This is a genomic window from Paraburkholderia strydomiana, from assembly GCF_046030495.1.
Classification (GTDB): domain Bacteria; phylum Pseudomonadota; class Gammaproteobacteria; order Burkholderiales; family Burkholderiaceae; genus Paraburkholderia; species Paraburkholderia strydomiana_A.
On sequence record NZ_JAQQCJ010000017.1, the window covers coordinates 65,281 to 77,940 of the forward strand.

A 12,660-nucleotide genomic window follows, 5' to 3' on the forward strand; every position below is an offset into this window, starting at 1 on the left:
GCGCTTTAGCCGTCGACCAGTGTTTGCGCTTTAGCGCGTCACTCCGGTCACCTGCAAAGCACTTGCTCCCATCCCACGCAGCTACTGTAATTTCCGGTGCGCGAGACACACGCCGCCTGGTGCAGCGTCAGCAACGCTATGTCCATGCAGCTTGCGCCTCGCAGGGTGCCCGCGCAACAGGACCGCGCGGGCGGCACGCCACGCCCGTCATGACGACTTGCGCACGCGCAGATACCAGTCACACAGCAAGCGCACCTGCTTCGGCGTATAGCCCTTCGTCACCATGCGATTGACGAAGTCTTCGTGCTTGCGTTGCTCTTCCGCCGAGCCCTTCGCGTTGAACGAGATCACCGGCAGCAGTTCTTCCGTGTTCGAGAACATCTTCTTTTCGATCACGACGCGCAGCTTCTCGTAGCTGATCCATGCGGGATTCTTCCCCGCGTTGGCAGCACGCGCACGCAGCACGAAGTTCACGATCTCGTTGCGGAAGTCCTTCGGGTTGCTGATGCCCGCGGGTTTCTCGATCTTCTCCAGTTCGGCGTTCAGCGCCGCGCGGTCGAAACTTTCGCCGGTGTCGTGGTCGCGGAACTCCTGATCCTGAATCCAGAAGTCGGCGTACGTCACGTAGCGATCGAAGATGTTCTGACCATACTCGGAATACGACTCCAGATACGCGGTCTGAATCTCCTTGCCGATGAACTCCGCATAGCGCGACGCCAGCACGTCCTTGATGAAGGACAGATACTTCTGCTCGGTTTCCGGCGGGAACTGCTCGCGCTCGATCTGCTGTTCGAGCACGTACATCAGGTGCACCGGATTGGCCGCAACCTCGGTCGAATCGAAGTTGAACACGCGCGACAGGATCTTGAACGCGAAGCGGGTCGACACGCCGGTCATCCCTTCATCGACGCCCGCGAAGTCGCGGTACTCCTGATACGACTTGGCCTTCGGATCGGTGTCCTTGAGATTCTCGCCGTCATAGACCTGCATCTTCGAGAACAGGCTGGAATTCTCGGGCTCCTGCAAACGCGTGAGCACCGACATTTGCGCCATCATCTTCAACGTGCCCGGCGCGCACACCGCATTCGCCAGCGACGAATTGCGCAGCAGCTTCTCGTAGATCTTGATCTCTTCACCGTAGCGCAGGCAGTACGGCACCTTCACGACGAAGATCCGGTCGAGCAGGGCTTCGTTGTTGCGGTTGTTGCGGAACGCCTTCCATTCCGACTCGTTCGAGTGCGCAAGGATCACGCCGTCGAACGGGATCGCGCCGAAGCCTTCGGTGCCCTTGAAGTTGCCTTCCTGGGTCGCGGTAAGCAGCGGGTGCAGGACCTTGATCGGCGCCTTGAACATTTCGACGAATTCGAGCAGGCCCTGATTGGCGAGACACAGGCCGCCGGAGTAGCTGTAAGCGTCCGCGTCGTCCTGCGCATACTGTTCGAGCTTGCGGATGTCGACCTTGCCGACCAGTGACGAGATGTCCTGATTGTTCTCGTCGCCCGGCTCGGTCTTGGCGATACCGATCTGGCGAAGAATCGACGGGTAGCGACGTATCACGCGGAATTTGCGGATGTCGCCGTTGTATTCGTGCAGGCGTTTGACCGCCCACGGACTGAGGATGCTTTTCAGGTAGCGGCGTGGAATGCCGTATTGTTCTTCGAGAATCGGGCCGTCTTCCTCGTAGTCGAACAGACCGAGCGGCGACTCGTTCACGGGAGAGCCCTTGATCGCGTAGAACGGCACGCGTTCCATGAGCTGCTTGAGACGTTCCGCGATCGACGATTTGCCGCCGCCGACCGGTCCCAACAGATACAGAATCTGCTTCTTTTCTTCGAGCCCCTGGGCCGAGTGCCGGAAGTAGGCGACCACCTGCTCGATCACCTCTTCCATTCCGTAGAACTCACGGAATGCGGGGTATACCTTGATGACCTTGTTCGCGAAGATGCGCGACAGGCGCGGATCGTTGCGAGTGTCGATCTGTTCCGGTTCTCCGATTGCCGTCAACATGCGTTCGCCAGCCGTGGCGTACGCGGCGGGATTGTCTTTGCAGAGCGCGAGATACTCCTCGAGCGAGAGTTCATCCTCTCGCGTTTTCTCGAAGCGGGTCGCGAAACTGCCGTAGATATCCATGCTACCTCCTCGCCGAAGTCTAGACCGATGTCGTGCGCGGCGCGCTATTCGGAAACGACATCGCTCGAATTCATCCTAAACCCTTTTAAATTTTTTTTCACGAACTACGTTGCGAAAATCGCGCCGTACCCGCCTCCCGACATTCATCACTTGGAAACCAAGTTTCGACCACCTACAATCTTGCACTCACATCGCAGCAATTCTGGCCACATGTGACACGCCTGCTGCACCCGTCGTCATGGTCATGCGTCGGCCTTCCGGTCCGCACATTTCTGCTCAGTGCTCCTGCACGACTCCACTGCTCCACTTGATCGTCGTGATCGAACGATCTCGCTGCAGCATCGGACATGCTGTCTGCGTACGCACACTTTCTTACTGAACGCACAGACGTCATGCGTTTTTCATGCCCGGTCGCTTTTTTCATTCAACGCGCGGCACTTGCATCCGGTCGACACGCGCACGCGACTGTTACATGTGCGCTCATCCATCGTCAGGCGGTTCGTCAACGCGCGACACCATTTGGTTCCGCTCCATCCAACGGGCACACGATGAATCGTTGAGCGAGCGACGCGCTGCTCGCCGTTTGGATTAACCGCGTCGCCCGCAGGGTTGCCGTGTGCCTGCCTGTATCACGACAACGCAACGAATTGTTTTCATAGGTGTATACGGCAAAGCCGCTCGCGCGGATGCGACAAAAAGAAAACGGCCGCCCCAGGCAGCCGTTTGAATGAAGCATGACGCGTCGTAATGTACTGTTACAAGCAATGCGCGATGACGTGCAACACGAGCAATGTCGCGATGGCGTCAGGTCAGTTCAATCTCCACTTCGCCAAGACCGTCGATATGGCCGCGCACGATGCCCGCCTTGTGCACCCTGTGCGCGCCGACGTACGAACCGGTGGTGAGCGTCCATTCGGGCTCGATGGTAATGCCCATGGCGGCGCAATGGTTGACGAACCACACCAGCAGTTCGCGCGGATCACCCGCCGGGTTGCCGGTCGCGTCAGGCACCAGCGAGTTGCCGTCGAAACTCAACGCCAGTTCCGGCGAAACGAAATCGAAGCCGCGCGCGAGACCCGCATAGGCGAGCGGATGGCCGGTGATCAAGGCGCCATTGTTCTGCGCATCGGCCAGTTGCGCGAGCGGCGCAACGTTCGGCCATTCGCTGAAGCGGCTATCGACGATCTCGATGGCGGGCAGCACGACGCCGACCTTCGAGAGGACCTCGTCGCGCGCGTAGGCGCGGCCGCGCGGCTCGATCGCCTCGGCGAAACGGAAAGCGATTTCGAGCTCCACCAGCACCCGGAAAAATCCGTTATGCGCGACTCGCGCCGGCGACGGCAGCACCAGCGAAGCCGGGATCGGCGCACCCGCGGCGGCCCCGCCCGGGGCTCTTGCGCCGATCTTCCAGGCACCGGTCGAGTCGCCCAAGCCCGCAATCACGGCCTGCTGGATCGCATACGCGGTCGCGGCATCGGGCGGCAGGCTGTCGGGTGCGGGCGCATCGATCGGGCGATGCAGCCGGCGTGCTTCGACGAGGCGGTGCGCGAGATCGTGTGGCGTCATGTCGGTCCTTTCTGGCTGGCGCATTGAGCGGTTCATGGTGGCGTGAGGTTGGGAAAGGCGCTGGCATGGCCGCGACGCAAAAGTCGGCGCTCGCGCGTGCCTGATCGCCGCGCTGCACAAGCCATGCCGCCGCGACAAGCAATGGCCGCGACCCTCAATGTACCGGATCGTGACACGCGCCAGGGGGCGGACTGTCGGCGCAAACGTTAGTTGATGCGCACACTATAAAAAAAGACCGCGAATGCGTGAGCAATCGCGGTCTTGCGGGGGGTGAGGCGCTCATTCGCGGCGAAGCATCGTGCGTGGCTGCTTCGACGGGAATGATTGTTGCGACGTACTACGGGTTGGTTCGGAACCGCCTGAGGCCGGTTAGAACGTCTCCCAATCCTGGTCGCCGCCGGCGCTTGCGGTCGCGCTTGCCGTTGCCGCCGTCGCCGTTACTCTGGCCGGAGCGCGTGTCGGCGCAGCGGCGGCTTGCGGCGTCGCGCCGGTTGCGGCCGGCGCCTTCACCGTAGAACCGGCGAACGAGGCCTTGCGCGCAGGTGCAGCCGTCGAGCGCACCGGCGTTGCCACGCGAGCCGGCGTGGCGCTCGCCGGCGCCTTATAACCGCCTTCTTCGAGGTGGAACACCGCGACCGCGGTGCGCAGCTTGCCCGCCTGGTCTTCGAGCGAGGACGCGGCTGCGGCGGCTTCCTCGACCAGCGCCGCATTCTGCTGCGTGACTTCGTCCATCTGCGTGACCGCGCGCGCGACCTGGTCGATGCCGCCGCTCTGCTCTTCCGAAGCCGCCGCGATCTCGCCCATGATGTCGGTCACGCGCTGCACCGCGCCGATGATCTCGGTCATCGTGCGGCCGGCTTCGTCGACCAGGGCCGAGCCCGACTGCACCCGCTCCACCGACGTGTCGATCAGTTCCTTGATCTCCTTGGCCGCCGCCGACGAACGCTGCGCGAGGCTGCGCACTTCGCCCGCCACCACCGCGAAACCGCGCCCTTCTTCACCGGCGCGCGCCGCTTCGACAGCCGCGTTCAGCGCGAGGATGTTGGTCTGGAACGCGATCCCCTCGATGATCGAGATGATGTCCGCGATCTTCGCCGAACTCTGGTTGATCTCGCCCATCGTGCCGACCACCTGGCCGACCACCGCGCTGCCCTTGTTGGCGATCTCCGACGCGTTGGCCGCGAGCGCGCTCGCCTGGCGGGCGTTGTCGGCGTTCTGCTTGACCGTGCCGGTCAGCTCTTCCATGCTCGACGCGGTTTCCTGCAATGCCGAAGCCTGCTCTTCGGTGCGCGACGACAGATCGATATTGCCGGCCGCGATCTGACGCGTCGCGGTCGCAATCGATTCGCTGCCGCTGCGCACGGTGCGCACCGTTTCGGTGAGGCTGCGCTGCATTCTGGCGATTCCGTGGAGCAGTTGCCCCATTTCGTCGCGCGACGTCACGATCACCGGACGGCGCAGATCGCCGGCGGCGATCGCGTCGAAATGGCCGAGCGCTTCATTGAGCGGCCGGGCGATCGCGCGGCTCAGCGTCAGATAGGAAAACACCGCTGCCAGAACGCCCACGACCAAGGCGCCGAGGCTGACCACGCGGAACACGTCGAAATTGCCCTGTGCATTCTCGTACCCGCTTTTCGCCGATTCGAACTGGAGCTTGCGCACTGCGTCGTCGGCGACGGAGAGTTCGTTGTAGGTTGCCTGCAGGCGCTTGGCGCCGTCGAGAATCTTGCTCGGATCGTTCGCTGCGACAATCGCCGCAAAGGCATCCATCTCGCGATGCAGCGTGTCCCGTTTGGCGGCGACGTCCTGCGCGAGGCGGTCTTCCTCGGCTTCGCGCGGCAGATCGAGATACTTTTTCCACCACATGTCGGACGTCGTGCGCATCACACGCGCGCGCTCGAGCGTCGCGGCGGCTTCCGGCGTACCGGCCATGAATGCGGCGCGATCGAGTGCCAGGCGCTCGCGCGCCGCGTACAGTTCTGCGTTGCCGATATTGACCGCGCTCGGCATTGCATTGGTGAAGGTGTCCTTATAGGCATCGTTCGAACGGCTCATGCCGAACAAACCGAAGACGCCAATGGCGACCAGCAGCGCGGCGAGGAAAGCCATCGTGAGGCCAATCCGTGCCTTGATCGTAATGCCTTTGTTCAACATGCTCGTTCGTTCCCTGTGCTTTGCAAATGAGAGGCTGCATGCGCAGCGCTAAGTAATGTGTGGCGTCTGCGTGGCGACACTTTTTGAATGAGTGCTCTAATAACCTCGTTTACGGCAAGGGAAATACATACTTGAAGTATTTATAAAGTATGAAGAAAGGCGTTGTAAGCAATTGGAAGGCTGTTTTCGAGAATTCACGAAGGGACGCCCGTAGAGGCAGATTGGCCCGGAGGCCTTGCCAGGACGGGCGTTTCAATGTAGATGCCATGCATCCGGCACTGTTTTAGCCGCGCGCTGGCGGATTTTTGACGCCAATAGGGAAGAATAGCCGCCCGGCATGAGCGCCGACGACCGGCGGCAAGGAAGCGCGGGCCAAAACGGGAGCGCTCGGGAGCGGTGCCGCACAACTCAGTGCAACACTCAAACGAAGCAACGCGCGTCGCACGCGCATTCGACACAAAACCGCGCGCACGACGCCGCGCCGCGCAATCAGTCCGAACTGTCCAGTTCGGCGCGCGTGGGAATCGACGGCTGGGCGCCCGCGCGCGTCACCGAGAGCGCAGCGGCGCGCTGCGCAAACCGGATCGCCGTCTCGACGCTCGCGCCCTGCGCGAGTTGCGCCGCAAATCCGCCGATGAAGGTATCGCCCGCCGCGGTCGTATCGACGGCCTTGACCTTCGGCGCTTCGTACAGCGTAGCGGCGAGCGCGCCGTCGAGCGTCGCCTGCACACCGCGCGCACCCAGCGTCACCAGCACGTTGCGCGCACCGGCCGCGCGCAGCGCGGCGGCGGCCCTGGCGGCGTCCTCGGGGGTGTCGACCGGCAAGCCGGTCAGCGCCGCCGCTTCCAGTTCGTTCGGAATCAGATAGTCGATCAGCGGCAGCCAGTCGGCGGGCAACGGCCCGGTGGCCGGCGCGGGATTCAGGATCACTGTCTTGCCGAGCCGCCGCGCGGCAGCCAGCGCCGCACGCACCGTATCGGGCGGAGTTTCGAGCTGGCAGATCACGACCTCGGCGGCGGCCAGCACCGACTCGTGACGGCTGATGGTCGCGGGCGTGACCTCGGCGTTGCTGCCCGCGACGATCACGATCGCGTTCTGGCTCGCATCGTCGACGATGATCAACGCGACCCCGGTCGCCGCCTTGCCGGTTTCGAGCGCCGCACAGTCGATGCCTTCCGCTTCGAGGCCCGCGCGCAATTGCGCGCCGTTGCCGTCCGCGCCGACACAGCCGAGCATCGACACCTGTGCGCCGAGCCGCGCGGCCGCGACCGCCTGGTTGCCGCCCTTGCCGCCCGCGACCTGCGCGAATGTGCGGCCGGCGAGCGTCTCGCCGGGATGCGGCAGACGCGGCGCGCGCGCGACGAGATCCATGTTCAGGCTGCCGACCACCGCCACGCGTGAGCGCGTTTCGTTACTTGCCACTGCTGCCTCCTCGATTGCTCGCTGCGGGGTCATAAGCGCCGCCGACTCTTCTTGCGGCCAGATCACGTTGTGTCGCGCTGGATCACGCCGGAGCGTGCCCCACTATTCGCCCCGTCAACTTGACGCTTTCCCGCTGCAGGCCCATTAGCGCCACGGCCTCACGCCGCCAGATCACGCTGCGCCGCACCAGCCCAGGTCGCCGTCGATTCACGCACGATCAGCCGCGGCGACACCACGCGCCGACGCCCAGGCCCAGGCGCGCGCACATGGCCCGCCGAGGTTCCGGCGATCCGCTCGATCAGCGTCTGCGCGGCCATATCGCCGAGCGCGCGCACCGACTGCCCGACCGTCGAGAGCGCCGGATAGGTCAGGCGTCCCAGTTCGATGTCGTCGAAACCGATGATCGAGCAGTCGCGCGGCACGCTGATGCCGCGTTCCGCCGCGGCGCGCAGCGCGCCGATGCCCATCATGTCGTTGCCGGCAAAAATCGCCGACGGCTTGACCGTATCGAACAGTTGCGAGGCGCCGCGATGGCCGCCCGTACCCGAAAAATCGCTTTCGACGATCGCCCCCGGCGGAATCTCGATACCGCGCTCGGTCATTGCGCGGATGAAACCGTGCACGCGCATTGCGCTGACTGCCGTCTGAACCGGCCCGGTGATGCAGCCGATCCGCACGTGCCCCAGTTCCAGCAGATGACGCGTCGCGAGATAGGCGCCCTTCTCGTGGTCGATCTGCACGAGGTCCGCGTTCAGGCCTTCGATATTGCGGTCCACGATCACGAGGGGCTCGTGTGCGTCGGCGAGCGTCTGCGCGAGCACCGTGTCGTCGCCGGCGGACGCGATGATCAGCCCATCGATGCGCTTTTCCTGCAGCACGCGCAGATAGTTGCGCTGCTTGGCCGGGTCGTCGTCGGAGTTGCAGAAGAACACGCAGTAGCCGTTGCGCGCGCAGCCGTCCTCGATGCCGCGCGCCAGCTCCGCGAAATACGGGTTGGTGGCGTTCGGCACCACCAGCCCGATCGTCGCCGTCGCGCGCGCCTTCAACGAGCGCGCCACCGCCGACGGCACATAGTGCAGTTGACGGATCGCGTGTTCGACCTTCGCGCGCACATCGGCCGATACCGGCCGCGAGTTGTTCACCACGTGCGATACCGTCGTGAACGACACGCCCGCCACGGCCGCCACATCCTTGATCGTCGCCATAACCTGTTGCTCCCTGCCTGTTTTTTCGCCGGCCGCGCCACCTGGCGACCCGCCGGACGTCTTCCTCGAAGACAGATCCAACCCATGAATACCGATGCTGTACCGCTAATCAGTCTGTCAATGCCATGTCGTTCATTCCCCGCCTCGGCTCAGGCGCGCTTGCGCCGGCTCCGGTAGGTGTCCAGCACCACCGCCACCACGATCACCGCGCCGGTGATCATCCGCTTGGTCGGCTCGTTCGCGCCGATCTGCGCGAGCCCGGCTGCCAGCACCGAAATGATCAACACGCCGAAAAACGTGCTGATCACCGAGCCGCGCCCGCCCATCAGACTCGTGCCGCCGATCACTACCGCCGCGATCACCTGCAGTTCCACGCCGACGCCCGCATTCGGGTCGGCCGCTTCCAGACGCGAAATCTGGAATAGCGCCGCGAGCCCTGTAAGCGCGCCCATCAGCGCGAACACGATTACCTTGTACGGTCGCGGATTGACGCCCGCGAGCCGCACGGCTTCCTCATTGGTGCCGATGCCGACCAGATAGCGGCCGAACACCGTGCGCGTGAGCACCAGCTGCGCAATCACCATCACCGCGACCGCGATCAGGAACGCCGGCGAAATGCCGAGCGCGATCGGGTTCGACAGGAAGTCGAACGCGTCGCCGATATAGGCGGTGCGCGAATTCGTCATCTGGTAGGCCATGCCGCGCGCGGCTTCGAGCACGCCGAGCGACACGATGAACGACGGAATCCGCCAGCCCACCGTCACCGCTCCGGTGATCGTGCCGGTCAGCGCCGCCGCGGCGACCCCGAGCAGCGCCGACGGCAACGGCCCCCAGCCCCACTTCAGCGCGGCCACGCTCACCACCGACGCCCCCAGCGCGAGCACCGAACCCACCGACAGATCGATCCCGGCGATGATCAGCACGAAGGTCATCCCCACCGACATCACCACCAGGTCCGGAATCTGGTTGGCGATCGTGCTGAACGTGTCGTAGGTCAGAAAGTGCGAACTCAGCAGCGAGAACAGCACGATCATCCCCAGCAGCGCACCGGCCAGCCCCAGGTAGTTCGAAAAGCCCAGCCGCGTGCCGGCCGGCTTGCCGCTCGCGAGCGGCGCCGACGGATCGGCCGGCGGCACCGCATTCGCGCCCGCATTGGCCCTGGCCGCGTCCTCTTTGCCGCCCGCCGCGTCGCGCAACGATCGATCGGTCATGACAGACTCCCTGCTTCGTTGGTGTCGGGGGCGTGCAGCAAGGCTTCGCGGCTGCGGTAGCCGGCGAACGCGGCGGCCAGCAACGCATCCTGCGACCAGTTATCGCGCTCGAACACGCCCGTCATGCTGCCCGCGGACATCACGCCGATCCGGTCGCAGATCAGCATCAGCTCACGCAGGTCGCTCGACACCACGACGAGCGCGCGCCCTTCACGAGCCAGCGCGCCCATCAGGCCATAAATATCGAACTTCGCGCCGACGTCGATGCCGCGCGTAGGTTCGTCGAATAACAGCACGCGGCAATCGCGCGCGAGCCAGCGGCCGATCACGACCTTCTGCTGATTGCCGCCCGACAGCTCGCCGACGATCTGCGCCGGCCCCGAGCTGCGAATGCGCATCGCATCGATCTGCTTCTTCGCGAGCGCGTTCTCACGCTTCGCGTCGACGATGCCGTGCCGCGCGACGCTGCCGATATTGCCGAGCGACACGTTGGCGGCAATCGGCTGCGGCAGCAGCAGGCCTTCGCCCTTGCGGTCCTCGGTGATCAGCGCGATGCCGGCGCGCACCGCGTCGGTCGGCGAGTCGATCCGCACCGGCGTGGGTGGCGCGCCCGGCGTCGCGGCCAACGCGACCGTGCCGCTGTCTTTGCGGTCCGCGCCGTAAATCAGCCGCATCAGCTCGGTGCGGCCCGCGCCGATCAGCCCGCTGACGCCGAATATCTCGCCCGCGCGCACTTCGAACGACACGTCGCGCACCACCTTGCCGCGCGCGAGCCGGTCTACCTTCAGCAGCGGCGCGCCGATGTTGCGCACGCCCAGATCGATGCGCTCGCCGAGTTCGCGGCCGACCATCCATGTGACGATCTGCTCGCTCGTCAGGTTGGCCATCGCGTCGACGTGCACGAGGCGGCCGTCGCGCAGCACCGCGATCCGTTCGGCCACCCGCGCCAGCTCTTCGAGCCGGTGCGAGATATAGACCAGCGCGACGCCGCGCGACTTCAGCCGGTCGATCTGTTCGAACAGCAGGTCGACTTCGCGCGCGGTCAGCATTGCGGTCGGCTCGTCGAGGATCAGCACGCGGCAGTCGTCGATCAGATTGCGCGCGATCTCCACCATCTGCTGATGGCCGATGCCGAGTTCGCCGACCAGCGTGTCGGGATCGATCGCGTCGAGGCCAACCTGCGCCATCGCGTGGCGCGCGTCTTCGCGCAGCCTGCGGCGGTCGATCCAGCCGAAGCTGAACGCGCCCGCGCGCGGCAGCCGGTTGAGAAACAGGTTCTCGGCCACCGACAAGGTCGGCAGCAGATTCAGCTCCTGCATCACCATGCGCACGCCGAGCGCCTCGGCCTCGGTGCGGCTCGCGGGTGCGTAGGGGTCGCCTGCGAGGCGCATCGTGCCCGCGCTCGGATCGACCAGCCCACCGATAATTTTGGAGAGCGTACTCTTGCCGGCGCCGTTCTCGCCGGTCAGCGCCAATACCTCGCCGGCGCGCAGCGACAGCGAGACGTCGGCGAGCACCGGCTCGGCATAGGTCTTGCCGATGCCGCTGACGGACAGTACGACAGGCAAGGCGTCGTGGTCGGTTGAATCCATCGCGATCCTGGTTTTATGGCGGCCGGCGCGAGCTCAAACGCTGATGCGAATGAAGCCACGTCCAGCCGTCACGCGTCATGCCGGCCCAATGCGCGTAATGCGCAGGCGCTAATGGCCGCGCAACGCTCTCTCGCCGTTCGGCCCCCGTCATGACGCTTATCTCTGGAATTAACGGCGGCTCGGCGGGTTTCTTGAGCGCTCATTGAGCGTTTATTGAATAGGCGCGGATGCGCGCGTTGGGCGCTGCATGGCGGCATGCAGCGGCGCAGGCGCGAATCCGCAGGCCCGGTGCGGCTCCGGGCCTGGGGAAAGCGCGCTTACTTGGTCACCAGAGTGACCGGCGTTTCCACCACGCCCGACAACTGCGACTGCTTCTTGTGCTCGCTGAGCGCTTTCAGCGCGGTGTCGATGCCGAACACGGCCTGCTTGGCCGCGTATTGGTCGGCGGTGGCGAGCACGCGGCCGTCCTTGAGCATCGGCTTGATCGCGTTGATGTTGTCGTAGCCGACCACCAGCAGCTTGCCCTGCTTGCCCGCCGCGCGCACGGCCGAGACCGCGCCGATCGCCATGTTGTCGTTGCCGGCGAGCAGCGCCTTCAGGTTCGGATACTCATTGAGCATGGCCGAGGCCACCGCATTGCCCTTGTCGATTTCCCATTCGCCCGACTGCACCGACACGACCTTTGCGCCGACGGTCTGCATCGCGTCCTTGAAGCCCGCGGTGCGCTGCTGCGCGTTGGTGGTGGTCGACACGCCTTCGAGGATGCCGACCTCGTCGCCCGCCTTCAGCCGCTTGGCGAGGTAGTCGCCGACCATCTGCGCGCCCTTGCGGTTATCCGGGCCGACGAACGGCACGTTCAGATCTTTCGACTTGAGCACGTCCGGATCAAGCCGGTTGTCGATGTTCACGACGATGATGCCCGCGTCCACCGCCTTCTTGACGACCGGCGCGAGCGCCTTCGAGTCGGCCGGCGCGAGCACGATCGCGTCGACCTTCGAGACGATCATCTGCTCGACGATGCGGATCTGGTTGGCGGTGTCGGTCTCGTCCTTGATGCCGTTGGTGATCAGGTCGAACTGGCCGGGATTGTGTTTCTGATATTCCTTCGCGCCGGTTTCCATGGTCAGGAAGAACTCGTTGGCGAGCGACTTCATCACGAGCGCGACCTTCGGCTTATGGGCCGGCGCGTTCTGCGCGTGCGCGGCGGAAAACGGCAGCGCGGCGGTGGCGGCGGCGAGCACTGCGGCGGCAAGGATGCGACGGCGGATGCGATGGTTCATGCGTATCTCCGAAGTTTTTCTGGCTCGGATCGAGCCGTATTTTTAGTGGCGCGCAAACGTTTGCGAGGGCTATTCTCAACGCAGTCGTTTCAGAATGTCA

General features: G+C 64.6%; 8 protein-coding genes. All 8 read right to left on the minus strand.

All coding sequences use genetic code 11. The annotated features are described in order from the left end of the window. Positions 1-207 precede the first annotated feature (207 nt). The 8 genes from PQQ53_RS22360 to PQQ53_RS22395 all read right to left on the minus strand — a co-directional run bounded on the left by PQQ53_RS22360 (position 208) and on the right by PQQ53_RS22395 (position 12,560). Positions 208-2,130, minus strand: coding sequence for a PrkA family serine protein kinase (locus tag PQQ53_RS22360; protein ID WP_408143763.1), 1,923 nt, complete (start codon positions 2,128-2,130; stop codon positions 208-210). An 804-nt stretch (positions 2,131-2,934) separates the two neighbouring features. Continuing rightward, a complete protein-coding gene (locus PQQ53_RS22365; protein WP_408326209.1) occupies positions 2,935-3,696 on the minus strand; it encodes a hydratase in 762 nt (253 codons plus the stop codon). Positions 3,697-4,065: 369 nt separating this feature from the next. Further along, positions 4,066-5,850 carry a methyl-accepting chemotaxis protein gene (locus PQQ53_RS22370; RefSeq protein WP_408326211.1) on the minus strand — a complete coding sequence of 595 codons (1,785 nt, stop codon included), beginning with the start codon at positions 5,848-5,850 and terminating at the stop codon, positions 4,066-4,068. A gap of 489 nt (positions 5,851-6,339) precedes the next feature. Next, entirely contained in the window at positions 6,340-7,272 is a 933-nt protein-coding gene (gene rbsK / locus PQQ53_RS22375; RefSeq protein WP_408326214.1) for a ribokinase, read from the minus strand. A 158-nt stretch (positions 7,273-7,430) separates the two neighbouring features. Continuing rightward, positions 7,431-8,477 carry a LacI family DNA-binding transcriptional regulator gene (locus tag PQQ53_RS22380; protein WP_408143771.1) on the minus strand — a complete coding sequence of 349 codons (1,047 nt, stop codon included), beginning with the start codon at positions 8,475-8,477 and terminating at the stop codon, positions 7,431-7,433. A 149-nt stretch (positions 8,478-8,626) separates the two neighbouring features. Further along, the gene (locus PQQ53_RS22385; RefSeq protein WP_408153707.1) at positions 8,627-9,688 is read right to left on the minus strand and encodes an ABC transporter permease; all 1,062 of its coding nucleotides are present in this window, start codon (positions 9,686-9,688) and stop codon (positions 8,627-8,629) included. Further along, on the minus strand, positions 9,685-11,280 hold the full coding sequence (locus tag PQQ53_RS22390; RefSeq protein WP_408326216.1) for a sugar ABC transporter ATP-binding protein: 1,596 nt from the start codon (positions 11,278-11,280) through the stop codon (positions 9,685-9,687). The genes PQQ53_RS22385 and PQQ53_RS22390 overlap by 4 nt, the downstream gene beginning before the upstream one ends. A 317-nt stretch (positions 11,281-11,597) precedes the next feature. Beyond that, the gene (locus PQQ53_RS22395) at positions 11,598-12,560 is read right to left on the minus strand and encodes a sugar ABC transporter substrate-binding protein (protein ID WP_408326219.1); all 963 of its coding nucleotides are present in this window, start codon (positions 12,558-12,560) and stop codon (positions 11,598-11,600) included. Between the last annotated feature and the right edge of the window lie 100 nt (positions 12,561-12,660).